Below are 24,103 nucleotides of genomic sequence, written 5' to 3'. Positions count from 1 at the left end.
CAAGTTAACGATCCATAAATGCATGCGAAGCGAGGTAACCTTTCCCCGCTGTTAAGTCATATTGTACTAGTCGATAGTCGTGAAGCAACTGTTTTTGATGTTTAGTGAGGTGTGAAACGAGCTGACCGTTGTCGTCGACCATCTCTGAACTCCCATTGGCGGTATTATTGGCGGCCCCGTCAAACGAGTTTAAAGCCATTGCCGGCAGATCTTCGTAGACTTTGGTGAGGAGGGCGTAATAGGGCGAGACCTTCACGTTCATTTGCGCCAGCAGCATGGCGGCGAAGTCGTTAGGTGTCACCACACGATGCTTACTCAGTTGGACATGATGGGCGGGACTGTAGCGGTTACCGTAAATCAAATAGTCGGTAGCATGGAGCGCAATCCCATACTGCTGCATACTATCACCATTGTAAATTCCCGGTAGATGATCGCCATACCAAACGACGGTCACCGGTTTATGGATCTGGTCTAGTTCATGATTGAACTGTTTTAGTGCCGTGTCGGTATAGTGGATACCCTGAATATAGTTTTCAATGTTACGTTTATGCTGGGCATCCAGATAGGCCGTACCGGAAACGGGATAGTCATCGTGATCGTAGTAGTTGTCAAACGGCATATGATTTTGCATGGTGACGAGGTTAATGAACTGGCCACCTGCATGACTTTTCAGTTGCTTGATGGTCTGCGAATAGGCCGAAGCATCTGAGATGTAGGGACTATGCTGAATCTTGGCCGTGTAGCTCAGATGATTGCCCCCTTCTAGATGGTAAAACTGGTTGAACCCGAGTTTTTGATACACTTGTTTGCGGTTGTAGAGGTTCGCCGTAAAAGGGTGAATGGCGACGCGGTAGTTAAAGAGATCCGAAATCGCGAAGGTCTGTTTTTGATAGGGGACGAGTTGTGAATAGGGGGTTGGTAGTGTGGGCGAGAAGTTAGTCAGCGATAGGCCCGTCAACGCCTGGTATTCCATGTTAGCCGTGCCCCCACCATACCCTGAACTAATCATTTTGCCAGAGGTCGTCGTTTTCTCAAGTTGGTGCAGATACGGTAACGGATCACCCTGAACGTGGAGGTTAGGAACGTCTTTCGGATCAGCAAAGCTTTCACTCAGTACGAAAATAACGCTTTGGTGAGCCATGCTCGCATAGCGACGGTGTGCGTTTACTTGAGCGGCTGTGTGTTGATACCGTTTTTCTAATCGGCGCATGGTGATCTTAGAGTACCCCTGCGGTTGATGCATGATGGTCACGTCAATGTTGTTAGCGAACTGTAAGAGGGTGCCGTTAAGCTTGGCGGCCCGGAGCTGAGAATAAAAATAGGGCCGGTCGCCAGCGTCACTCAAACTTTTAGCGGTAATGGAGTCGGGATGGTTGGCGAAGCGAAATGAGGAGAGTAATAGCACGGCGAGTAGCATCATGATGACCCGTTGGGGTGTTCGCCAGCGAATTTTTGGATCACGACGTTGCAGCCACCAGGCGAGTAAATTGGTGGCGATTATGAGGATCAAGACGCCGGCAATCACGGCCGGTGAGACAAGCTTTAATAGATCTTGAATCGAAGAAAGCGAAGTCACCATCGACGTATCGGCCGGCAACACGGGTTCACTGCGGTCCGAAATTTTGATCACGTTGACTACCAGCCATACGGTGTAGCAGGTGAGTGTGATGATTGCCGACCACCAAAAACGATTAAAAATAGCCATTAAGATGGCAAACAGGGCGTACACCATCAGGACGTTGATAAAGATGATGAGTTCACGATGTAAAATGACCCATTGAATCATATTAAGACGCCAATTCCAGAGGTGCCAAATGGAGATCACGGTAATGAGCCACGTCACACCGACCAAAAGCCAAGTGCGCCAAGCATGAACGGTTAGGCGCAGCAAAAGGGCGTGCCAGTTAATGGCGGTCTTGGGACTTTGCTGAATGAGGGTTAGGATGCCGCCAATGATACCAGCTAACATGCCGGTCAGGAAAATGGCGATTAATAATAGTAAACTCAGCTGACCGAGGACTGGCAATTGACGAGACCAGCGAAAGACCGCAGTGAGTCCCGCCTGGCAGAGTTGTGGGGTTATCAGCCATAGAATGCTGGTACCAAGGAGGCTCTGAGCAATGACCGACAATTGACGGGGTAACCGATGTGTCTGTCTGAAAATGATTAAAATACCGACGAGCCCCATGATCATCACGGGCTGGTTCCAACTGATGGCGTCTAGGTAGTGTTGTGAAGTAGTGAGGCCGTGGTGGGGATCGTAGGCAACCCGGTTGGTCATGAACCACGAGATTAAAAGGGCAATACCGAGGCTGAAGATAGTTCCGAGCACCAGCAAAAGCTGATGAAGACGTAATAACAGCGGGTCACGTAATAGCCAGTGTCCCAGTAAAAATAGGTAACCAAACATGACGATCGTTTGACCGGTACCAATGCCGAGCCAGTCAGTCCCGGTGGTGAGACTGGCAAGAAGGTAGATACCAGTGAACCCACCAGTCAGATGCCGTAGTTGGGAAAGAGAGAGGCGGTACAAGCGTTGGCTGAGTTGGGGACCGAAGAAGAGGAGCCCGAGGTAACAAAGCAGCATCGGACCACATTTTTTAATCAGGTAGCTGCTGGCAGCGCCATTTGGCACGGCGGGCATTATCGCTTTTATCAGGATAACTAGAATCCAGAATCCTAGGAGAATGCCGATTGCTTTGGTAGGTCGTCGTTGTGCGTTGGGGGATGTCATTCCCAAGACCACTGGAATACTGAGACTGGCGATGAGCGCCATGTTTTTCAGTATCCAGACGCCCCAAAAGGCGCCACTGGTCATGTAGGGGAGCTGGCTGAATGTACCAGAGGCCACAATTAAGACCCCGAACAGGATCAGGACACTGATGGTACCGGCCCAAATAAGTCCCCGGTTCGGGTGGAGCAGATGTTTCAAAAAGATCACCTTAATTCGATTAGTTTTAATTTATTATAGTGTATCTGGAAACAATTGCCTGTGTCAATTAATTTAAGCGACAACGATTCCAAATATGTCACGGATGATCGCGTATTGCGATCAGTTTAGCACCAGTATACGCGAAATCAGGTATCAGGGGTATAGACAAACAAGGGCAATGTGTTTCTTTTAAGGGGTGAAAACAAGCGGATCGGGATAAGTTAGTTGTTAATTGCGACGATTGATTGATATAATAGCAACTATGAGATAAATAAAACGCAAGGAGATAACGACTATGGCATTTCCACAACTTGATTTAGCAAGTGTTACTGGGCCTAAGGCCACGATTAAGACCAACCATGGGGATATTACGATCCAATTATTCCCAGAACAAGCACCGAAAACGGTAGAAAATTTTGTTGCATTAGCCAAAGATGGCTACTACGATGGCATTATTTTCCATCGGGTGATTCCTGATTTCATGATTCAAGGGGGCGACCCAACGGGAACCGGTACCGGTGGTGAAAGTAGCTTTGGCGGTTCATTTGAAGATGAATTTTCACCAGAGGTATTCAACCTAAATGGGGCGCTATCAATGGCTAATGCTGGTCCTAATACGAACGGTAGTCAGTTCTTTATCGTTTCTAATGAAAATGTGCCGGCCCAAATGGTTGGCCAAATGCAAGACGCTGGTTATCCAGCCGAAGTCGTGGAAGCCTACAAAAATGGGGGCACTCCTTGGCTTGACTTCCGTCACACTGTCTTTGGTCAAGTACTCGATGGCATGGACGTGGTGAAGGAAATTGGCAGCGTTGATCGTGATGCGTCTGACCGTCCGACAGAAGATGTTGTGATGGAAACCGTGACGATTGAAGATTAATAGGTAGAATGAAAGTCTGTTGTTCAAGAGCCAGTGACTGGTCGTTGAGCAACAGACTTTTTACTTACTTAAAGTTATTAGTTGCGCTAAAATAGGGCAAAGGGGGACTGATGATGACGATTTATGATTATCGGGTAACACGCGAAAATGGTGATGAAGAAACGATGGCACAGTATGCGGGTCATCCGCTCGTAATTGTCAATACCGCGACGAAGTGTGGTTTTGCACCACAATTTGCCCAGTTAGAACAGCTCTACGAAACGTATCGAGAGCAGGGCCTTGTCGTGTTGGGATTCCCATCCAACCAATTTCACCAGGAACTGGCGGACGGGGCCGAGGCGGCACAGGCTTGTCGGATGACGTACGGGGTGAGTTTTCCAATGCACGCCTTGCATGACGTGAACGGAAAGGATGCCCTACCATTATTTGAGTTTTTGAAACAACAGGCCCCTGGGACCCTTGGATCGGCGATTAAGTGGAATTTCACTAAGTTTTTAGTGGATCGTGAGGGCCGGGTGGTCAAACGCTTTGCGCCCAAGACCAATCCGTTGAAGATGGCGGATGATATTGAACGCTTACTATAGTAAAAAAGTCTTCGCAAACAGCAATGTTGCGGAGACTTTTTGGTTAGTGCGCTTTGATTTCCTCTGATTCAAACTGGGTCTTCATCAAAATCGCGGCTAGAATACCACCGGCAATGACAATCCCTGCTGAAGTTAAGACGGTTCCGGACATGCCGTGATCGTAGGCCGTGACCACCATATGACGAAACTGGCTGGTAAATGGGAGACCATTCAGACGGTCGTTGTAGGCGATGGCGTGACCCGAAAAGGGACCGGCATCGACGAGGGCCGCATGTAATTTACTTGCCATGGCGGTGGGCATGCCGACTTGGCTCATATGACCGTTAAGGTAAGTTTCGTAGCGACTAGTTTGGACAAGCCCCAAGACTACGACGCCGAGGGTGGTTCCTAATTGTCGGAAAACATTCAGTAAGCCGGAAGCCATTCCCATTTCGTGCATTTTAACGCCTTCCATCCCAGCGCTGTTAATGAGGGGGTTAACCATCCCGTTCATGATCCCAAGCAGCACCATGCCAGGCCACATGTCAACGAATGAAATGGTCGGGCTAAGGGCCCGGTCAATCAAGATGAAGCCGAGACCCCCGATTACCATGCTAATACTGATTAACCATTTTTTAGAGAACCGATTGCCTAAAATCCCAGTCACGGGACCTAAAATGAGGGACCACATACTGATAGTGAGTTGTCGAATCCCCGTTTGCAGGGACGTATAACCGATGTAATTTTGCATCAGGGCAGTGAGAAAGGCGTAGAAGGCATAGATCCCCATTCCCAGTGCGAGGGCCACTAGGGCGGCGCCAACAAAGTGTCGTTGCTTAAACATATCGAGGTTCATCATTGGTGAGGTGATTCGTTTTTCGACCAAAATGAAAATGACTAGTAAGACAACGGCGGCAACTAACCAGCCGTAAATGCGGATGTCATTCCACCCCCATTGGGCGTGATTTTCCTTTTGAATCAGACCAAAAATTAACGAAAATAGGGTGGCAGCGGATAGAAGCATTCCCGCAATATCGATGCGTTGGTGTTCACCGTAGCTTGGCGTTTCTTTAATGTAAACGGCGGAAAGAATAAACGCAATGATCCCCACTGGAATGTTGACGAAGAAAATTGATGACCAACCAAATTGTTCGACCAAGTAGCCACCGACCAGTGGACCGGACGCGGTTGAAAGCCCGATTACAGATCCCAAAATACCAAGGGCGGTACCACGAGACTTGCCTTGGAAGTTAGAAGCGGTCAACGCCATTGAGAGTGAACTGAGGCCAGCCCCCCCAATTGCTTGAACACCCCGACTAATATTGAGGACGGTCAATGATCCGGCAACGCCGTTAACGGCCGAGGCAATGACGAAGATGGCCATGGAAATCATAAAGATTTTTTTACGGCCGTACATGTCACCTAACTTGGACATGATTAATAGGGTGACGGCGATCATCAGGGTGTAGATGTTAAGCACCCATTGTAAATTCGTAAAGGTGGTGTCGAGATCCTTTGCCATAGTAGGTAAGGCAACGTTAACGACGGTTACGTCTAAAAGACTCATGAAAACGCCGAGTGACATCGCGATTAAGGCAATCCATTTATTTTGTTTCATAGCAGACTCTTTTCTTTTTAGTGTGTTTGAAGTTCAGTGAGTTCATTTTCAACCCAGTCGAGCTTGGTTTGGCAAATCATGATATTCAGCTCAAGATTTTTGATGCCCCACTGCAGGTAGTCGTTGTGAGGCCGTTTGAGATGGTCAATCAGGTGCTGCTTAACAGATTCGTAGCAGCTAAGATCTTCTTTGACCAGAGCGGCATAGTCGCTTAAAATCTCGGTTTGCTTAACCACGTTAACGGCTGGGAGCGCACGAAACTTGCAGCGATAAACGGCTTCAAGCTTAGAATTAATGGGAATTGGTTCGGCCATCAATTCGACCAGTCGAGCCTGCCCCTTTGCTGTCAGGTGCGCCATTTTTTCATCCCGAGCGCTATTGGTAAGATCATACAGTTCGATTTTTCCCGATTCATTGAGCTTTTTCAAGACGGGATAGATGGCACTGTTAGAAACCTTATGCCGTGGAATCATCATATTTTGTAAGATAATACGGAGTTTGTAGCCCGACATGTCATGAGATGCCAAGGATCCTAAAATAAGTAATTCGTACATTGTAACCTCCATATGTTTTTTTGACCTATTGAATAATAGGTCAAAATGACCTACTTGTCAATCTTAATTGCAAAAAAAATCACGTAGACGATGATCTACGTGATTCAATGGTAATGAAGAAATAAAATTAGTGTTCTTGTTTGATTCTAAATGATAGACAAAATGCAATCACTGCGAGAACCAATGTAAAGATTAAGCCTAAGTGAACCCCATTAGTGAAGGCGACCCGAGTTGTTGCGGCAGCGGATGAAGCGTGCTGACCAACGGCAAGCAGGCTGGTGGCAACTGCAGTGGCCACGGCGCCAATGATTTGTTGGAAGGTATTCATAATGGTGCTGCCATCACTGGATGTTTCCTGATCAAGGGCGTTCAAACCGAATGTTTGAGTTGGTGACATGGCCAGTGGTGCGCCGATCATTAGAATAATATGGGCTAGCATCACGTACCACATTGGGGATGTTGATGAGGCTAATAGCAACATGATCACGGCAATGATCACAATCCCAAAACCGAGGACAGCGAGCATCCGCGTACTATGTTGTTCTGTCATTCGTCCTGAAATGGCGGAGAAGATGGCGTTCACGACCCCACCCGGAAGCATGACGATCCCAGTTAAGGCAACGGGAATAGCCAACCCATTTTGCCAGAACATTGGAAGTAGGTACATTGATGAAAGGATAATCCCGAAGTCGATCATGACGAGAACGGCCCCAATCCGGAAGTTCCGTCGTTTGAAAACCTTAAAGTTTAAAATGGCGTTGGATGATGTGAGTTGCCGACGAACGTAGACTGCCAAGATGAGCAATGCAACGATTAGTAGACCTAAAACGATTGGAGATGACCAGCCGTAGTCACTAGCCATGCTGACGGCAGTTACTAGGCCACCGAATCCTAGCGTTGAGAGAAGAATTGAGAAACCATCGATTTTAGGTTTCGTGATTTGGGCAACGTTTGGCAGATACTTCAGCGCAAATGCGAGGCCAATGAGTAAGAATGGGACAAATGCCCAGAAAATCCAGTGCCAGTTTAATTTACCTAAAATAATCCCTGATAGTGTTGGGCCGATGGCTGGGGCAAACATGATAACTAGCCCGATCATTCCCATGGCCGCACCTAATTTGTAAGGAGGGTAAATCAAAGTTGCGACGGTAAACATGAGTGGCAGAATTAATCCAGTAGCGATTCCCTGGATCATTCGACCAATCAATAGAATTGCAAAACTTGGTGCCAGTGCCGAAATAATCGCGCCCACTGTGAAATCAAGAAGGGCAAAGATAATTAATTGACGGGTTGTAAACCACCGAGTGAGCAAACTCGAAAGGGGTAATACGATCCCGATGATGAGCATGTAGCCCGTGACGAGCCATTGAGCAGTTCCCACGGCAATGTGGAGTTGTGCCATCAGGCTTGGTAGTGCGATGTTCAGTGAAGTTTCACTGAGCATGCCGACAAAGCCACCAATGAGCATCCCAAACATTGCTAAGAATGGATGGGCGACTGGCACAGCGGCTGAGGCGACTTGTTCTTGTTTTGTACTTGTTGTATCCATAAAAATATAAAGCTCCTTTATTTGACTTATGTTCTTTCCCAGACAAGTGATTACATTAGCACAAAAAATTTTTTCTCGTAAGTTTTTTCTTGCCAAAACATGAAAATATGTATGAAAACGATTCCGTAATCTACTATATAACGGAATTGTTGTGTAATGAATGGTGTCAAGACATGACAAATGAGCATGAAGATGGTAAGCTTTAGCCAATTAAAATAATGGAGTTGATGAAATTGAGTCGTCAAGATGCCTTACTAATGATTGATTATACGAATGATTTTGTTGCTGATCAGGGGGCCCTAACCTGTGGTCAACCGGGGCAGGTAATGGCCAATCGGATGATTACGTTAGCCGATCAAACGTTGGCAGCGGGTGGTTGGGTGATTTTACCGACCGACGTGCACACCCCTAATGATCCGTACCATCCAGAAACAAAGTTGTTTCCGAGTCATAATGTCCGTGGAACCTGGGGACGTGAGTTTTATGGCCCCCTTGCTGATTGGTATACGCAACATCAACATGATGACCGGGTTTGGATGATGGATAAGACGCGGTATAGTGCGTTTGCTGGGACTAGTTTAGACATTGATCTACGGTCACGGCAGATCAATCATGTAATTTTAACAGGCGTTTGTACCGATATTTGTGTGCTCCATACGGCCGTGGACGCGTATAATTTAAACTATCGAATCACGGTTCCACAAACTGCGGTTGCAGCGCTCAACGAGGCGGGGCAGCAATGGGGAATCGGACACTTTAAGAGCGTGCTAGGCGCTGAGATTACTGATTAATGGAGGCATAAATTTGTGACACAGTTAGAGGGTCAGTTAGTTTTAATTTTTGGTGGTGCGTCAGGATTTGGATTTCAGGCGGCCCAGATGAGTTTGCGCCAAGGCGCGACGGTGAGGATTGTCGGACGCCATCAGCAACGCGTGGCTGAAGCGGTGACAACGTTGAAACGCGTGAGTGATCGCGTGGAAGGAGCTGTATTGGATGCAAGCGACCCAGATCAGTTAGCTCCCTATTTAAAACAGTTAGGGCAGGTTGACCACGTGATTTCCATGCTCGGCGGCGCAATGGGTGGCGGTTTCCTGACGGCATCTTACGAGGAGATTTACCACGCTGTTGAACAAAAGTTTTTTGTGAATTTGAAATTAAGTCAGCTGGTGGTGCCCTACATTCGGGATCATGGTAGCTTAACGTTGACGAGTGGCACCGGTGGTCACCCGTATGATGCCTCGGGCGCCATCATTGGCAATCAAGCGATCAATACGATGGTCGCGGGGATGGCCGTTGAAGCCGCGCCACAGATTCGAGTTAATGCGGTGGCACCAACTTGGACACCGACCGGACTATGGCGTGATTTGGATGCGGAACAGTTAACGCAGAGCCAGGCTAACATGACGGCCCAGATTCCACTTCAACGCGTGGCACAAGTTGACGAAGTAGCGAGTGCATACTTATTTGTGATGACAAACCAATTTGTGACGGGACAGGTAATCAACGTAGACGGTGGTATTTCGGTCGTATAGATAAAAATCGGCGCTTACCAACTTATTTTCTTCAACTTTTCGTTGACGCCATGGACAAATTCCAGTATAGTAGTTTTTGTGCTTGAATTGGTCCGTTGGTCTAGCTGGTTAGGACGCCTGCCTGTCACGCAGGAGATCACGAGTTCGAGTCTCGTACGGACCGTATATAGATGAAGCGATCAAGTTTACCAATTGTGGTGAATTTGGTCGCTTTTTGTCATGCCAATGGTTCAATTGGCATCAGAAACTATGGTATTATAATCCATGTTGTTGATAAGCGGAGGGTGATCATATTTTAGAGTTATTTGAAAAGGCACCAATACATAAAGCGTACTTCAAGTTGGCACTACCAGTGGTCCTAGGAACCGTGGTATCCATGATTTATAATTTGACGGACACATTCTTTGTTGCGCAGACGCAAAATGCCAACCTAGTGGCGGGGATTACACTATGTACGCCCCTGTTTTCAATGATGATCGCCCTTGGTGATATGTTTGGATTAGGTGGGAGCTCTGCCATTTCGCGGCTCCTTGGTCAGAAAAAGTACGATCTCGCCGGCCGGGTGAATAGTTTTTGTTTTTACGCAGCTGTTGTGTTGGCCGTAATCGTGACGGCGGGCCTGTTTATTTTCAAGACGCAGGTTCTTGGCTGGTTAGGGGTGACGGCGGCGACCTATCAGTATGCTGCTGTTTATTACGAGATTATGGCTGCAGCCGGTATTTTGATTATTGTTTCGTTGGTTCCCATTAACACGCTCCGGACGGAAGGATTGGCAACGGAATCCATGATTGGGACGGCTACGGGGACGGTGTTAAAGATTTTTCTTGATCCGCTGTTTATCTTCGGCTTTCATTTGGGAGCGGCGGGGGCTGCCTTAGCTACCGTGGTGGGGTACTTGGTCACCGATTCAATTTTGATTGGGTATATGATTCGACGGACGCGCTATATCCATATTCATGTGCACCGGATGAAGATTCCGACAATTGAAATTAAAGATGTTTTGATGATCGGTATTCCGGCCTCCGTGACAAACTTTATGATGATGCTGGGAACGGCGTTAATGAATAATTTCTTAATTGGTTATGGGGCCAGCAAGGTCGCCGGTTTTGGAATTGCAACCAAGGTAGAAACCATCGTGACGATGGTGCTAGTTGGCTTTTGTTTTGGGTCACAGGCGTTGATTGGGTATAATTACGGCGCCAAAAATAAAGAACGCCTCAAAAAAATTATTCGCTTTGATATTTTGGTTAATGCCGGTTTTGCGTTTGCAATCGCACTGGTTTTAATTGCCGTGGCGCCATTGCTATGTGGGCTATTCATGAAGGATCAAGACGTGGTGCGGTCGGCCAGCTACATGCTACGCTGGTTCCTCCTGACGACACCGTTTATCGGTATTTCGATGGTGTTTACCACGATGTTTCAGTCGGTCAACCAACCCTTGGATGCCTTTGTGATGTCAATTTCACGGCAGGGTGTTGTTTTTGTGATCGTGATCTTCATTGTGGCCAATCTTTTCGGTTATCAGGGGGTCATTGTATCACAGCCCATTGCCGATGTGATCACCGCTGGTATTGGCCTGTGGTTGTACTATAAAGATTTTGGCCCTAACGGACGGGCTATCCGAAACTGGTAATTCAATGAATAGATAAAAGCATCTGGCTTAGCTGAGATGCTTTTTTTAGTCCGGTGATTTGGGTGTATAATGTAATCGTTTTAGATGAAGGAGGGACTCGCTTGGATGCAGATTTAACTTGGCTAGACGATCCGGAAACTTTTCGGGTTAATCAGGTACCCGCGCATAGTGATCATCGGGGGTATGCGACCGTTGCGGAAGCCGATCAGCAGCACAGTAGCTTGGTTCAGAGCTTGGATGGTCCTTGGCAGTTTGCCTTTGCCAAAGATCCGATGCACCGGCCACGGGACTTTTATCAACCAGATACTGATCGGAGTACATTTCATGATATTGAGGTGCCGGGACACATTGAATTAGCCGGATACGGGCAAATTCACTACATTAATACCGCCTATCCATGGGAAGGCAAACATTACCGACGGCCGGCATACGCCATGGGTGCCGAAAAACGTGAACGAGGGATGTTTAGCACCGATCCGGAGAATACAGTTGGGGCCTATGTGAAGCACTTCGAGCTTAATCAAACACTGGTCAATCATCGAATTGCCATTGAATTTGATGGCGTTGAACAGGCGATGTTTGTTTGGCTAAATGGGCAGTTTGTCGGCTATGCTGAAGACAGTTTTAGCCGGTCAGAGTTCGACTTGACGCCCTATATTCACCCCGGAGATAATCTACTGGCCGTGGAAGTCTTCAAGCATAGTACGGCTGCTTTCCTAGAAGATCAGGATATGTTTCGGTTCTCTGGCATTTTTCGCAGTGTTCGGCTAGTTGCAAAGCCGGCATTGCACGTCGAGGATTTAACCATTCGAGCAACGGTAGATGGCACACTTAAGCATGGTCATCTTCAAGTTGAGACCACGCTGTCGGCGTTACACCACGTGACGGGACACATGCGGCTACAACTGTTAAATGCAGAAAATGAGTCAATTTGGTCGCAGGACCAAGCGCTAGCTCGGACAGTGACGGTACAGACCACCGTCGCCGCACCACGTCTTTGGTCTCACCAAGACCCCTATTTGTATCGCCTCCAGATCGAACTGTTCGATGATCACGATCAGTTAGTTGAGGTCGTTCCCTACGTGGTGGGATTTCGGCGGTTGGTGTTGCAGAATCGAGTGATGATCCTCAACGGGCAGCGCCTTATTATCAACGGAGTTAACCGGCATGAGTGGGATGCTCATCGGGGACGGGCGGTCACGCTGGCCGATATGCATAGTGATATGCAGGTGTTTCACAAGTATCACATTAATGCCGTCCGGACTTGTCACTATCCAGATCAGGTTGCGTGGTACACGCTCTGCGATCGAAATGGGATTTATATGATGGCGGAAAATAATTTGGAGACGCATGGAACCTGGCAAAAGATGGGAGTAGTAGAGCCGTCTTACAATGTACCGGGAAGTTTGCCTCAATGGCAGGCCGCAGTACTTGATCGGGCCCGGAGCAACTATCAAATGTTCAAAAACCATCCTGCAATTTTATTTTGGTCACTGGGAAATGAATCTTACGCAGGTGATGATATTGCCGCGATGGACCGTTATTATCATGACGCTGATCCGACCCGTCTCACGCATTACGAGGGCGTTTGCCGTAATCGAGCGTATGAAGATCGTATTTCAGATATGGAAAGCATGATGTACGATCCCCCGGCGGCAATTGCGGCCTACCTTGAAAATGACCCGCAAAAACCCTTCATTAATTGTGAATACATGCATGACATGGGAAACTCACTAGGTGGAATGGCCAGTTATGATGCCTTGATTGATCGGTATCCGATGTATCAGGGCGGGTTCATCTGGGACTTTATCGATCAGGCACTTTGGTGTCAAGATGAGGTAACGGGGAATCAAGTCTTAAGATATGGTGGCGATTTTGATGATCGCCATTCGGATTACGAATTTTCGGGGGATGGCCTTTTATTTGCCGATCGAACTCCCAAGCCAGCACTGCAGGAGGTGAGCTACTATTATGGACGCCGGGACTAAATTAAAGCTTGTTTATGGTGATGTGACGTTAGGCGTAAGTGGATCGAATTTTCGGTATTTGTTCGCCTACGATCGTGGTGGTCTGGAATCGTTGGTTCAAAATGGTAAGGAGTGGCTTTACCGGGTCCCTCAACCAGCGTTTTGGCGAGCAACGACTGATAATGATCGTGGCAATGGGTTTTCACTAAAGAGCGCGCAGTGGCTTGGCGCCGATCTCTTCAGTGCCTGTACCGCGATCGCTGTTAAAGTCGACGGTCACGCAATTGAATTGCCGATTGCACCGGTCAATAATCAGTATTCGGCGATAGAAACGGCACAGTCCGTCGATGTCCAATTTACGTACACGACACCGACAGTTCCCAGTACCACGGTTACGATCAGCTACCATGTCGGTGCGGACGGACAATTAGTTGTTCGGAGTCGATATCGGGGAGTTGCTGGATTACCTGAATTGCCGGCGTTTGGCATTCGATTGTGTACCCCGACATTGGCAACTGGGTTTGACTATCAGGGATTGTCGGGTGAAACTTATCCAGACCGCATGGCGGGCGGTGTTGCTGGCACGTATCATGTTGCCGGATTACCAGTTACGCCATATATGGTCCCTCAGGAATGTGGGATGCATATGGCAACGCAGTGGTTGCGGGTAACACGAGAGACTACGCTGAATAATGCAGATACCGACACGTCCCCCTTTGAACTCACGATTCGGCAGGACCAATCGCCATTTGCGTTTAGTTGTCTGCCGTACACGCCCAGTGAACTAGAAAATGCGACGCATATTGAAGAACTGCCGGTTGCTCGGCGCACAGTGTTGACCATTTTTGGTGCTGTTCGCGGTGTGGGGGGCATCGATAGCTGGGGGGCTGATGTGGAAGCGCCCTACCATATTGCCAGTGATGAGGATCATGAAGTTAGTGTCATCATCGAAGGACCAGTGGCCTCGCCACGGGGTTAATGTTCAACGATTAAAATTTAGAGAAATCAATAGTGACGGGGTAAAAACGTGAGTTTCGCCTCGCCACTATTTATTTGGTTATTGTAAGTTAAGAGTGACAGTCTTACTAGTATCAGTACCGGCTGGTGTTACGGTGACGGTAACGGGGGTACTGGTGTTGGTGAGGTGGTAACTCAAGTCGATATCGTTGGTGCGAGAATGAGCTAAGACGTCATTGGTATCGTCGGTATCGGTCGGACTGAGAACCTGATCATTTTGTTTAACGGTGACTTTGACCAGGTCATTAAACGAAGCCGACTGAGCACTTGTGTTTTGCCAATGAATTTCAAGTTCTAGCTCACCATCGTCTTTTTCAGCTGCTATTTTTGTAATGGTAAACGCGTCAAACTGCCAGTTAGTCGCAACGGTGGTGTTATCGTCGGTTAAACTGGTGGCTTGTGATTGGGACGACTGACTGGTTGATGTGACCGATGAGTCGGACTGACTGCTGGAAGATGGTTCTGATGAGCGTGAGTTCTGCTGCCCACAAGCGATCAGCGTCAGGGTGACGATAAAGCTAATCAGTAGCAGTGTTAAAATTCTTTTCATCATGAGCGAATCCTTTCTGATTGCTATAAATAGGGTAGTGACGGGATTACCTCTATCATAACGAAAAGAGTTGATTATATTCAACGAATATCATTCATAACATTAGATTAATGTATAAAAAAACACGATCATCATCATGATGATCGTGCGCTAATGGAATTAGTACCAAGCTGGTTTTGGTCCGTCGGTGTTTGGTTTGTTAACTCCAAGTGATCCCCGAACGGCTTTATCCGGATGGGTCACCAGATGGCTAACGAGGGCGCCAATACTTTTACGAGAGACCTCGGTTCCCTTGAAGGCTTCACCTTTTTGAGTGGTTTCATAATCGACTTCGTCATGATTGGTTAACCAGGCGGGACGAATGATGGTATAATCAAGGTCTGAATTCTCAATCACGGTTGCAGCAGCACCATACGTTTCTAGGTAGCCACCGTCGAGCATTTGATGATTCCACCGACCATAGGCCCCAGGTACTTCATCATAAATGCCAAGTGTGGAAATCCAAATCAGGCGTTTGACTTGGTTGTGATCCATTGCGGTGACCACATCTTGAGCCAGTTGTTCAATGTTACGCCCACTTAGATTAGCATAGACAATGTCAATCCCGGCCATGGCCGCACTGAGTGCATTCGCGTCGGTGACATCACCTTCTATGCGCGTCTCCCGACTGGCATCTGTGATCGTCAGCCGACCGGCATTTCTCAAAAAGTAGGTGAGATGGGCCTGTGAGTTTTTCAAGAGATCAGCCTCTGCATGGCGGGCAATGTGCCCAGCAGCACCAAGAATTAATACGTTTGTCATAATATTCCATCCCTTTCGTTATCTTTCAATTGTAACTTTAATACTGACAGTTAAAAAAAGCAACTAATTCTTCTCGCAAATGAGTCAATTAAGGAGCGTATCATGCGATATACGTGGACAAATCAAGGAAATCAACCCGAAAAAATAAAACCATTTTTACAGGCGCTCGGAATGGGACACCGCCTGATTAGTGATATTAAGCATGGACAGGGACAGTTTTTAATTAATGGTCAAACAGTAGCCCCGACAGCGCTAGTGCCGAGCGGGGCGCAATTAACGATTATTGTGAATCCTGAGCCGGGCGATCCAGCGGTTCAGGTGAATCATCAACCCATTACGGTGGTGTACGAGGACGAGCATTGGCTGGTGGTCGATAAGCCGGCTGGTTTATCATCGATTCCCGGACCAACGAATCAAACGGATACGCTGTTGAACCGGATAAAGGGCTACCTGATGGAGCAGGGCGCCGATGACTTACGGCCCCATCTGGTGTCACGCTTGGATCGATTTACATCTGGGCTAGTGCTGATTGCCAAACACCGGGTGGCGCATAGCATGATTGCGAGTCAGGTACAAAATCATGAGATTGATAAGCGCTACCTCGCGATTGTCAGTGGGCAGCTAACCCCCGATCACGACATCATTGATCGGCCCATTGGGCGGGTCGCTGATTCACCAAAGCGGATGATAACAACCGACGGGCAAGCGGCGCAAACTGAATATTGGTGTGAGCAAACCACTGCACAGTGGACGCTTATCAGAGTCCGGCTCCATACTGGACGAACCCATCAAATTAGAGTCCACCTAGCGGCCTTGGGCCATCCCTTACTAGGGGATGAACTCTATGGTGGACCACAAGACTTAATCGCCCGTCAGGCCCTTCACGCGACCTCGCTCACGTTTAAGGATCCGTTTAGTCGGCGGACGTTGCATTTTGAAAGCCCGTTGCCCGCAGATATGCAGCAAATTCTAAAGCACTAAAAGTGATGAATTTGGTGAATTAATATGATAAAGTATTACTAGAGTAATTGGATGGGGCGTTCATTCAATGAAGTGTGACGGTAACGCCAATGGTTGAAGGGTGGATTTGAATGAAGAAACGCTATCGACATAGTAAGCTCAATTGCTTACTTAGAAAGTTTTTTCAGTTAGATTAAGTTGCACTAATCGGTAACTAATAGAAACAGCCTAAAAAGGGCCTCGGATCACATGCTTCGTCAGGAAGTACTGTGATCCGAGGCCCTTTTTCGCTGATGGTCGTCGCTAAATTAGGCACCAAACAAAAAACATGCCCCATCCGGCTGCGCAACCAAGCGGCTAGATGGGGCATGTTTTGATAATAATTAATTAAGTAAAACTAGTTAAGCTGTGCAACAGCCTTTTTAAGGGCTTGTGCTTGGAACTCAGCCTGTGCCTGTTGGGTCACTTTAGCCCGTTGAACTTCGGTCATTTGAGGGTTCTTCATCATCGCTGCTTGGACCTTGGCGGTAATGTAAGCTTTAGCTTGCGTAGCCATTTGTGCCTTAGCAGTGCTACTACCCATCAATTTTTGAAGTTTTGCGGCTTGTGTCGTGCTGAGTTTAACCCAGGTCTTTGGTAGGTTGAAAGTGTAAACCCGTTTGACCATGGTACCGTCCATGCCAGACCACTTGAAGAGCAATGAGTAAAAGTCGCTCTTGTATTCCCAACGGGTGACCTTAGTGGTCAATGTTGCGTTGGCTTTATTAGTCCAGTTAACGTGGTTTGTTGTATATTCGTCAGCCTTAGTATGGCTGGGCGTCTTTTGGTTTTCTTTGACGTCGTAAATATAGACGTTGTTTTTACCAGAAGTTCCCACCTGCTTGTATAGGGCCATGTTCATTGAAGATGATCCTGAAGCGGAGTAGATCTTTTGGGTGGTCGTTGTTGTGACCTTTTTCATACCGTAGTGTTCATGGTAGTTAGCAACCATCAGCACAATTGAACCGATTAATACGACACCGGAAATCAGGAGTGCAAGGGCCCGGGTGGCAGCCCGGTTCGTAAACATGAACGCTAAGAAGAAGCAGAGGGCTCCGATAACAAGTAAGATTAAAATCATTATTCAGCGCCTCCTTCATTAGTCGTAATATCTTGAGTGGCTGGCTTTTTGTGAGTCAGCAGGAAAGTACAAATGAAGCCAAGAACGCTAAAGCCGACTGCAATCCAGAATGCTGATTGATAGCCATCCATTGTTGCGTTGAGTGCCTTAACCTTGTATTCAAATGGTGTTGCGTGAAGTAGACTCTTACCTGGCATGTTGTTCTTAGTAACGTTTGTGAGCACTGATACCAAGAGGGCAGTCCCAACGGAAGTGGCTACTTGACGAATGGTATTGTTAGCAGCCGTTCCGTGAGAAATCATACTAATTGGTAGAGCGTTCATCCCAGAAGTGGTAACGGGCATCATGACCATGGAAATCCCAAACATCCGTACGGCGTACAAGAAGACGATATAAATGGTTGGTGTGTTCCGTGACAGGAAGACGAATGGCAAAGTAGCGACTGTCAGAAGAAACATCCCGCACATTGCTAAACGACGAGCGCCGTATTTATCGAACAACGTCCCAGTAACAGGACTCATCACACCCATCATCAAGGCACCAGCAAGTAGTGTTAGTCCAGAATGGAAGGCGGACATGCCGTGAATGATTTGTAAGTACAGTGGAACAACCATTTCAACGCCGACCATGGCCATCATAACAATCGAGCTCAGGACTGCGGAGATAGTAAATTCAAATGACTTGAAAACGCGAACTTCCAAGAATGGATGTTCGACACGTAGTTGACGCCAAACGAACAAAATAATAACGACAACCCCGATTAAAATTGTGGAAATAACGACTGGATCTGTCCAGCCCTTGTCACCAACGGATGAGAATCCGTAAAGTAAGCCACCAAAACCGACAGTTGAAAGAATAATTGATAGAATATCCAGTTTTGGATTTGAAGTTTCGATAACGTTCTTCATAAAGAAGAAGCTACCAATAATCACGACGGCCATAATTGGCACGATCATTCCGAACAGGTCACGCCAGGTAAAGTTATCAATAACCCACCCAGACAGCGTTGGACCAAGGGCAGGTGCAAGACCGATGACGATCCCGGCCATCCCCATGGCAGAACCACGCTTTTCAGCAGGGAAAATTGTCAGCATGATTGTTTGAAGCAGTGGCATTGAAATACCAACACCAACGGCTTGAACAAGTCGACCGGCTAACAAAACACCAAAGTTAGGTGCGGTCCACGCTAAAACAGTTCCGACTTCAAAAATTGCCATTGCAATAATGTAGAGCCATTTCGTTGGAAACTTACTACTTAGGAAAGCACTGATTGGAATCATGATTCCGTTGACCATCAGGAAGCCAGTTGTAAGCCACTGAACAGTAGAAGTAGAAATATCAAAGGCCTTCATTAAAGCAGGGAAGGCAGTTGTTAAAATAGTTTGATTTAAGACGGTACAGAAAACCCCAACTAATAATAAGACAATGAGCATTGTCCGGTTGTAGGGTTTGCCGTTGACGTCGACAGCTTGGTTAGCTTTGTTCAACAAAAAAACCTCTTTTCTTATATTTCGAATTAATTTCGCATGCGTTCAAATATAATCCTTTGTTTTCATTTTGTCAAATAACTTGACAAAGAAATTAAAAAATATATACTTTATCGAGAGAATACGGGAACATTCTATATTTTTTGACAACGTTTTCATGAAAAATAGTGTCATATATAATGAAAGGAGTGACTAGCATGAGTAGTCTACCAGAAGAATTGCGCGGCTTGTTTGGCAAGCACAAACTCCAACTCGGGATTGGCGACCTCGCAAAGGTGACGGGCGTTTCCCAAAGTAAAATTCGGTATTGGGAACAAAAGGGATATATTCAGTCCACGCAAAATGATGAAGGTCAAAACCACAAGTATTCATTAATGATGCTTGGTAAGGTACATTTGATTCGTCATTACCTAGATGAAGGATTTACCCTGACAATGGCCGTAAAAAAAGCGGATCGACATAAGGAAATTATGGATTTAGTCAGCAAAGTAGCGGTTGACCGATTCCGTGAACTCGAAGAATATGAGGGGAATCCCGCCATTAATTTGGGATCAGTATGTGAAGCGCCACATCAGTCAGTGATTGCTGTGATTGAAGAGGGGGAAACAAAGCTGCACCTTGTGGATTCCTGTGATTGACAGACAATCACAAAATATACGCTTTCTAATTGAAAACTTCAAGGGCTTTAACTAATTCGGGGAGCTAAAGCCTTTTTTACATATTATGGACAATCTGTGGTACAATGATTGAAAGGTTTAATCGTGTACGGATAAATAGAGAGTATGATCGAGTATCACAACTTAATAGCACCAATAAGTTTGAAGCCAATGGGTGAATGCTAGGCATTTTTTGAATGTCATGTTTTCTATTTATAAAGCAAGCAACTGGTAGCGCAACTTACATAGAAATTAGAAAAGGAAATAGGAGAACTATGCGAAAGTTAAAAGTTAATAATAATGAAGTGGCATTTTACGCAATGGGTGGCCTTGGTGAAATCGGAAAGAACATGTACTGTGTCCAATTCCAAGATGAAATCATTGTCATCGATTGTGGGGTGCTTTTCCCAGAAGATGAGCTGTTAGGGGTCGATTATGTGATCCAAGACTTCTCATATCTCGTTGAAAATCAGGATAAAATCAAAGCCATTGTGATCACCCATGGACATGAAGATCATATTGGTGGCCTGCCATTCTTCCTCCAACAAGTAAAGGCACCGATCTATTCGGGCCCCTTTGCATTGTCGTTAATTAAAGGTAAATTGGAAGAAAAGCACCTATTACGGTCTGCTGAACTACATGAAGTGAGCGAAGACACGGTGTTGAAGTTTAAGAAGTTGTCAGTTAGTTTCTTCCGGACGACGCACTCCATCCCGGATACGTTGGGTGTTGCGATTCACACACCACAAGGGACGATTATTCAAACCGGGGACTTCAAGTTTGATTTGACACCAGTTGGCGGGTTACCTTCCCCTAATCTACAAAAGATGGCAAAACTTGGGGATGACGGCGTTCTATTACTGACTTCTGATAGTACGAACGCCGAACGGCCAGAGTTTACGAAGTCGGAACAGTGGGTTGACTTACACATTCGTCGCATTTTTGAAAAAATTAAGGGTCGAATTATTTTTGCTTCCTTTGCGTCTAACGTGTATCGGTTGCGTGAAGCGTCGGATGCGGCTATTAAGCAGGGACGTAAGATTGCCGTCTTTGGGCGAAGCATGGAAAATGCGATCGGTGCCGGGCAAGAATTGGGATACTTAAATATTCCCGAAGATTACCTAATTGATCCTAATGAAATTAATTCATATCCCCCAGAAAAAGTTTTGATCATGTGTACGGGGTCTCAGGGGGAACCAATGGCGGCGCTAAGTCGAATTGCCAACGGAACTCACCGCCAGATTACGATTCAACCAGATGATACGGTGGTCTTCTCAAGTAATCCAATTCCGGGGAACACGATTAGTGTGAACCAGCTAATCAATAAGTTGGATGAAGCGGGCGCCAATGTTATTCACGGCTATGTCAATAATATCCATACGTCTGGTCACGGTGGTCAAATTGATGAAGAGTTCATGCTACGCTTGATGAAGCCGAAGTATTTTGCCCCAGTTCACGGGGAGTACCGGATGCAGAAAATTCATACGCATCTTGCCGAAATGACAGGTGTGCCACTAGAAAACAGCTTTATTCTGGCTAACGGTGACGTGCTGGCATTGACTAAGGATTCAGCGCGGGTAGCGGATCATATCGATGCTGGAGATGTGTACATTGATGGTCGTGACGTTGGTGACAGTGTTGGAAATCCTGAAATTCGGGAACGTCGTCTACTTTCTGAAGAAGGGGTTGTAACAGCTATTGCGGTTATTGATCTGAAGAACCATCAGATTGTGGCCGGACCAGATATTGTTTCGCGGGGCTTTGTTTACATGCACGAGTCACAAGATCTGATTAAGGCAGCTAATCATGAAGTCTTCTGGGCCATCTTGAATACGTTCAAGAACCGAAAGAAGATTGACGAACGGGTCTTGAACCGGACTATCGTTAGTCGGTTACAAAAATTACTCTATGCTAAAACCGGTCGGCGGCCAGTCATTATTCCAATGGTCACGATCGTAAACGATAAGGACTAAATAAAAAAGCAGTTTGTGTCAGTATTAGTTGACGCAAACTGCTTTTTTATTTGGCTTTGATGCGAAGCTTGGCTTGGCAGGCTGGACAGATGCCATAAACTTCAAAGTGATTACCGGTCATCAAGTAGCCAGCTTGCTCGGCTGCTTTGGTTTCAAGTTCATGTTCAATGCGGTTAAATTCGGGAAAATTGATGTCGGCAATTTTGCCACAGTGGGTACAAATTGCATGATAGTGATGATTTTCAAAGTAGTCGTAGTGGGTGCTACCGTCACCATTTTTTAGTTCAATGACAATGCCATGATCAACGAACGTATTCAAAGTATTGTAGATGGTGGCCGGTCCCAATTTAACATTCTTTTTGATTAATCCTTCGCGGATCATTTCAACAGACGGATGATTATGATGACTTGCGAGGTATGAAATAATAATTTGCCGCTGTTCAGTCACCCGCAGGTGATATTTTTTGAGAACCGCTTTAGTTTGTTCATTAATATCAGTAGAGCCCATAATTGAATTCCTTTCATTATTAACCAAATGACTACCCACATTAAAGCACGTTTGAACGTCAATTACTAGTAGTTCAATTATTTGTAACAATTCTAAATAAGATTATAGTTTTTTAATTAGAAATTGATTAAATCATCGAGATCTCTTTACATTTGGTGCTTAGATTATTATACTCAGTATGAAAGTTAATTGAGAATGATTCTAAACAAGGGAGAAAAATGATGGAACAGGCAAAGCAAAAAATGAGTTTAGCGGCCAAAATCAACGTGATGCGTGCCAGCGTCATGGGGGCCAATGACGGTATTTTATCCGTCGCTGGGATTGTTATTGGGGTTGCGGGTGCTAATGCGAGTTCCTACGCGATTTTTCTGGCCGGCATTGCGGGCATGTTGGCGGGTACAATTTCAATGGCCATGGGCGAATGGGTTTCGGTTAGCACACAACGTGATACTGAGAAACGCGCAATTGCGAAAGAAGCGCAGGCGCTGGATGATGATTATCAGGGTGAATTCGAGTTTATTAAAAACAAGTATATGGCTACCGGCATTTCAGAGGCGCTATCAAAACAGGCGACGAAGGAAATGCTGTCTAAGGATTCACTGGACATTGCGACCCGGGAGCGATATGGGTTCGATCCCAAGGTAAAAACCAGTGCGTTTTCAGCTGCCATTGCGTCAATGATTTCATTTCCAATTGGGTCACTATTACCGCTACTAGCAATTACATTATTTGATCCTCAAATTCGGGTTATGGCAACGTTCGCAGCGGTCGTGATCGCGTTGGCAATTACAGGAAGCACGGCAGCAGCACTCGGAAATGCGAATAAAACGAAGGCCGTGATGAGAAATGTGATTTCCGGATTGTTAACAATGGCGATTACGTTTTTAATTGGATCACTATTTGCATAGCATGTAAGAGAAAGTCAGGCATAAAAGATGGAAGTTAAAAACATGGATAGTTTAAAAGGGTTAACAAGAAAACCGAAAAAGAACAAAATGACAATGGCTGAACGTTCCAATACGTTACGCGCTGGTGTTCTAGGTGCGAATGATGGCATTTTAACCGTTGTTGGGGTATTATTTTCTGTCGCCGTGGCCACCACCAATCAATTTACGATCATGATTGCAGGTCTTTCAGACTTGTTAGCCTGTGCGTTTTCGATGGCATCTGGTGAATATGCGTCGGTTAGTTCACAAAAGGATACTGAAAAAGCAGCCGTTGAAAGTGAAAAGCAATTATTAAAAACTAATTTTGAAGATGAGTTGCAGACGGTTGCGACTTACTATGTCATGAGAGGTGTTTCGGAAACAACATCCATTAAAATTGCACAAGAGTTGATGAAGAAAAATGCTTTGGAGACCATTGTCCGGATCAAGTATGGGCTGGAATTGGGACACTATATGAACCCATGGAATGCCGCCTTTTCGTCACTTGTATCCGCATCTTCAGGTGGGATCTTTCCACTGGTGGCAATGACTATGCTCCCCGTTTCAATTCAGTGGCCGGGGACGATTATTGCCGTGATTTTATCGGTGGCATTAACCGGTTATCTCAGTGCTAAACTGGGTGATGGACTGACAAAAACGGCGATTATTCGGAACGTGATCGTTGGAATTGTGACAATGTGCATTCACTACTACGTTGGGACGATGTTGTAAAAAAAATTAAAAGAGGCCTTTTCAAACTACCAGCTGGTTAATAGATTAGCTGAAAGGTTGAAAAGGTGTTTTTTTAGCTAAAATTCGTAATTTATCAATAGGCAGATACATAAAGTTAGGAAAGCCAAATAAAAATATTTTGTAA

The 24,103-nt window shown here is 46.2% G+C and carries 20 protein-coding genes, 1 tRNA gene and 1 pseudogene; 13 read left to right on the top strand and 9 right to left on the bottom strand.

The window, feature by feature from the left end; translation table 11 throughout:
* Window positions 1-4: 4 nt before the first annotated feature.
* Window positions 5-2,932, bottom strand: coding sequence for an LTA synthase family protein (locus FC26_RS06075; protein WP_057778758.1), 2,928 nt, complete (start codon window positions 2,930-2,932; stop codon window positions 5-7).
* A 295-nt stretch (window positions 2,933-3,227) separates the two neighbouring features.
* Between FC26_RS06075 and FC26_RS06070 the strand changes: the two genes are divergently transcribed.
* Window positions 3,228-3,812 (top strand): peptidylprolyl isomerase, encoded by a 585-nt coding sequence (locus FC26_RS06070; RefSeq protein ID WP_057778756.1) that lies wholly within the window; start codon window positions 3,228-3,230, stop codon window positions 3,810-3,812.
* Window positions 3,813-3,925: 113 nt separating this feature from the next.
* A complete protein-coding gene (locus tag FC26_RS06065; protein WP_057778754.1) occupies window positions 3,926-4,396 on the top strand; it encodes a glutathione peroxidase in 471 nt (156 codons plus the stop codon).
* Between the two features lie 43 nt (window positions 4,397-4,439).
* Here FC26_RS06065 and FC26_RS06060 read toward each other — a convergent pair whose 3' ends face one another.
* From FC26_RS06060 to FC26_RS06050, 3 genes are all read right to left on the bottom strand, one after another.
* Window positions 4,440-5,993: an MFS transporter gene (locus FC26_RS06060; RefSeq protein WP_057778752.1), complete on the bottom strand. Its 1,554-nt coding sequence runs from the start codon at window positions 5,991-5,993 to the stop codon at window positions 4,440-4,442.
* A gap of 17 nt (window positions 5,994-6,010) precedes the next feature.
* Entirely contained in the window at window positions 6,011-6,547 is a 537-nt protein-coding gene (locus FC26_RS06055; protein WP_057778750.1) for a PadR family transcriptional regulator, read from the bottom strand.
* 127 nt (window positions 6,548-6,674) lie between these two features.
* Window positions 6,675-8,096, bottom strand: coding sequence for a DHA2 family efflux MFS transporter permease subunit (locus tag FC26_RS06050; protein WP_057778748.1), 1,422 nt, complete (start codon window positions 8,094-8,096; stop codon window positions 6,675-6,677).
* A gap of 227 nt (window positions 8,097-8,323) precedes the next feature.
* On the opposite strand from FC26_RS06050, the gene FC26_RS06045 reads away from it, so the two are divergent.
* The 6 genes from FC26_RS06045 (at window position 8,324) to FC26_RS06020 (ending at window position 14,207) form a co-directional block, all read left to right on the top strand.
* A complete protein-coding gene (locus FC26_RS06045) occupies window positions 8,324-8,887 on the top strand; it encodes a cysteine hydrolase family protein (RefSeq protein WP_057778746.1) in 564 nt (187 codons plus the stop codon).
* Window positions 8,888-8,902: 15 nt separating this feature from the next.
* Window positions 8,903-9,628: an SDR family NAD(P)-dependent oxidoreductase gene (locus tag FC26_RS06040; protein WP_057778745.1), complete on the top strand. Its 726-nt coding sequence runs from the start codon at window positions 8,903-8,905 to the stop codon at window positions 9,626-9,628.
* An 89-nt stretch (window positions 9,629-9,717) separates the two neighbouring features.
* Window positions 9,718-9,791 (top strand) — tRNA-Asp (locus FC26_RS06035).
* Between the two features lie 129 nt (window positions 9,792-9,920).
* Complete coding sequence (locus FC26_RS06030; protein WP_083483764.1) at window positions 9,921-11,261, top strand: MATE family efflux transporter; 1,341 nt, start codon at window positions 9,921-9,923, stop codon at window positions 11,259-11,261.
* 101 nt (window positions 11,262-11,362) lie between these two features.
* The gene (locus FC26_RS06025) at window positions 11,363-13,249 is read left to right on the top strand and encodes a glycoside hydrolase family 2 TIM barrel-domain containing protein (protein WP_057778741.1); all 1,887 of its coding nucleotides are present in this window, start codon (window positions 11,363-11,365) and stop codon (window positions 13,247-13,249) included.
* On the top strand, window positions 13,233-14,207 hold the full coding sequence (locus FC26_RS06020) for a beta-galactosidase small subunit (RefSeq protein ID WP_057778739.1): 975 nt from the start codon (window positions 13,233-13,235) through the stop codon (window positions 14,205-14,207). The genes FC26_RS06025 and FC26_RS06020 overlap by 17 nt, the downstream gene beginning before the upstream one ends.
* 78 nt (window positions 14,208-14,285) lie before the next feature.
* On the opposite strand, the gene FC26_RS06015 is transcribed toward FC26_RS06020, so the two are convergent.
* Both FC26_RS06015 and FC26_RS06010 read right to left on the bottom strand, forming a co-directional pair.
* Window positions 14,286-14,798 (bottom strand): hypothetical protein, encoded by a 513-nt coding sequence (locus tag FC26_RS06015; protein ID WP_157061083.1) that lies wholly within the window; start codon window positions 14,796-14,798, stop codon window positions 14,286-14,288.
* Window positions 14,799-14,954: 156 nt separating this feature from the next.
* On the bottom strand, window positions 14,955-15,596 hold the full coding sequence (locus FC26_RS06010) for an SDR family oxidoreductase (protein WP_057778735.1): 642 nt from the start codon (window positions 15,594-15,596) through the stop codon (window positions 14,955-14,957).
* A 102-nt stretch (window positions 15,597-15,698) separates the two neighbouring features.
* Here FC26_RS06010 and FC26_RS06005 point away from each other — a divergent pair, with 102 nt between their 5' ends.
* The gene (locus FC26_RS06005) at window positions 15,699-16,577 is read left to right on the top strand and encodes an RluA family pseudouridine synthase (RefSeq protein WP_057778733.1); all 879 of its coding nucleotides are present in this window, start codon (window positions 15,699-15,701) and stop codon (window positions 16,575-16,577) included.
* Window positions 16,578-16,953: 376 nt separating this feature from the next.
* On the opposite strand, the gene FC26_RS06000 is transcribed toward FC26_RS06005, so the two are convergent.
* On the bottom strand, window positions 16,954-17,676 hold the full coding sequence (locus FC26_RS06000) for a DUF4811 domain-containing protein (protein ID WP_057778731.1): 723 nt from the start codon (window positions 17,674-17,676) through the stop codon (window positions 16,954-16,956).
* Entirely contained in the window at window positions 17,676-19,109 is a 1,434-nt protein-coding gene (locus FC26_RS05995) for an MDR family MFS transporter (protein WP_057779088.1), read from the bottom strand. Before FC26_RS05995 ends, FC26_RS06000 begins: the two co-directional genes overlap by 1 nt.
* Window positions 19,110-19,360: 251 nt before the next feature.
* Here FC26_RS05995 and FC26_RS05990 point away from each other — a divergent pair, with 251 nt between their 5' ends.
* Both FC26_RS05990 and rnjA read left to right on the top strand, forming a co-directional pair.
* Entirely contained in the window at window positions 19,361-19,801 is a 441-nt protein-coding gene (locus FC26_RS05990) for a MerR family transcriptional regulator (RefSeq protein WP_057778729.1), read from the top strand.
* Between the two features lie 293 nt (window positions 19,802-20,094).
* Window positions 20,095-21,780: pseudogene (gene rnjA, locus FC26_RS05985) on the top strand (ribonuclease J1); the annotation flags it as partial.
* Between the two features lie 58 nt (window positions 21,781-21,838).
* Here the strand turns inward: rnjA and FC26_RS05980 are convergent.
* Window positions 21,839-22,300, bottom strand: coding sequence for a Fur family transcriptional regulator (locus tag FC26_RS05980; protein ID WP_057778727.1), 462 nt, complete (start codon window positions 22,298-22,300; stop codon window positions 21,839-21,841).
* A gap of 221 nt (window positions 22,301-22,521) precedes the next feature.
* On the opposite strand from FC26_RS05980, the gene FC26_RS05975 reads away from it, so the two are divergent.
* Window positions 22,522-23,208 (top strand): VIT1/CCC1 transporter family protein, encoded by a 687-nt coding sequence (locus FC26_RS05975; protein ID WP_057778725.1) that lies wholly within the window; start codon window positions 22,522-22,524, stop codon window positions 23,206-23,208.
* A 42-nt stretch (window positions 23,209-23,250) separates the two neighbouring features.
* Entirely contained in the window at window positions 23,251-23,958 is a 708-nt protein-coding gene (locus FC26_RS05970) for a VIT1/CCC1 transporter family protein (protein WP_057778722.1), read from the top strand.
* Window positions 23,959-24,103 lie beyond the last annotated feature (145 nt).

The organism is Paucilactobacillus vaccinostercus DSM 20634 (genome assembly GCF_001436295.1).
GTDB classification, from domain to species: Bacteria; Bacillota; Bacilli; order Lactobacillales; family Lactobacillaceae; genus Paucilactobacillus; species Paucilactobacillus vaccinostercus.
This window is presented reverse-complemented; position numbering and strand designations above follow the sequence as displayed.

What these genes read in the sequence shown, in the direction of transcription:
- FC26_RS06070 (WP_057778756.1), top strand. Translation starts at nt 3,228, where the DNA reads ATGGCATTTCCACAACTTGATTTAGCAAGTGTTACTGGGCCTAAGGCC.
- FC26_RS06065 (WP_057778754.1), top strand. Translation starts at nt 3,926, where the DNA reads ATGACGATTTATGATTATCGGGTAACACGCGAAAATGGTGATGAAGAA.
- FC26_RS06060 (WP_057778752.1), bottom strand. Translation starts at nt 5,993, where the DNA reads ATGAAACAAAATAAATGGATTGCCTTAATCGCGATGTCACTCGGCGTT.
- FC26_RS06055 (WP_057778750.1), bottom strand. Translation starts at nt 6,547, where the DNA reads ATGTACGAATTACTTATTTTAGGATCCTTGGCATCTCATGACATGTCG.
- FC26_RS06050 (WP_057778748.1), bottom strand. Translation starts at nt 8,096, where the DNA reads ATGGATACAACAAGTACAAAACAAGAACAAGTCGCCTCAGCCGCTGTG.
- FC26_RS06045 (WP_057778746.1), top strand. Translation starts at nt 8,324, where the DNA reads ATGAAATTGAGTCGTCAAGATGCCTTACTAATGATTGATTATACGAAT.
- FC26_RS06020 (WP_057778739.1), top strand. Translation starts at nt 13,233, where the DNA reads ATGGACGCCGGGACTAAATTAAAGCTTGTTTATGGTGATGTGACGTTA.
- FC26_RS06015 (WP_157061083.1), bottom strand. Translation starts at nt 14,798, where the DNA reads ATGATGAAAAGAATTTTAACACTGCTACTGATTAGCTTTATCGTCACC.
- FC26_RS06010 (WP_057778735.1), bottom strand. Translation starts at nt 15,596, where the DNA reads ATGACAAACGTATTAATTCTTGGTGCTGCTGGGCACATTGCCCGCCAT.
- FC26_RS06005 (WP_057778733.1), top strand. Translation starts at nt 15,699, where the DNA reads ATGCGATATACGTGGACAAATCAAGGAAATCAACCCGAAAAAATAAAA.
- FC26_RS06000 (WP_057778731.1), bottom strand. Translation starts at nt 17,676, where the DNA reads ATGATTTTAATCTTACTTGTTATCGGAGCCCTCTGCTTCTTCTTAGCG.
- FC26_RS05995 (WP_057779088.1), bottom strand. Translation starts at nt 19,109, where the DNA reads ATGCTCATTGTCTTATTATTAGTTGGGGTTTTCTGTACCGTCTTAAAT.
- FC26_RS05990 (WP_057778729.1), top strand. Translation starts at nt 19,361, where the DNA reads ATGAGTAGTCTACCAGAAGAATTGCGCGGCTTGTTTGGCAAGCACAAA.
- FC26_RS05980 (WP_057778727.1), bottom strand. Translation starts at nt 22,300, where the DNA reads ATGGGCTCTACTGATATTAATGAACAAACTAAAGCGGTTCTCAAAAAA.
- FC26_RS05975 (WP_057778725.1), top strand. Translation starts at nt 22,522, where the DNA reads ATGGAACAGGCAAAGCAAAAAATGAGTTTAGCGGCCAAAATCAACGTG.
- FC26_RS05970 (WP_057778722.1), top strand. Translation starts at nt 23,251, where the DNA reads ATGGATAGTTTAAAAGGGTTAACAAGAAAACCGAAAAAGAACAAAATG.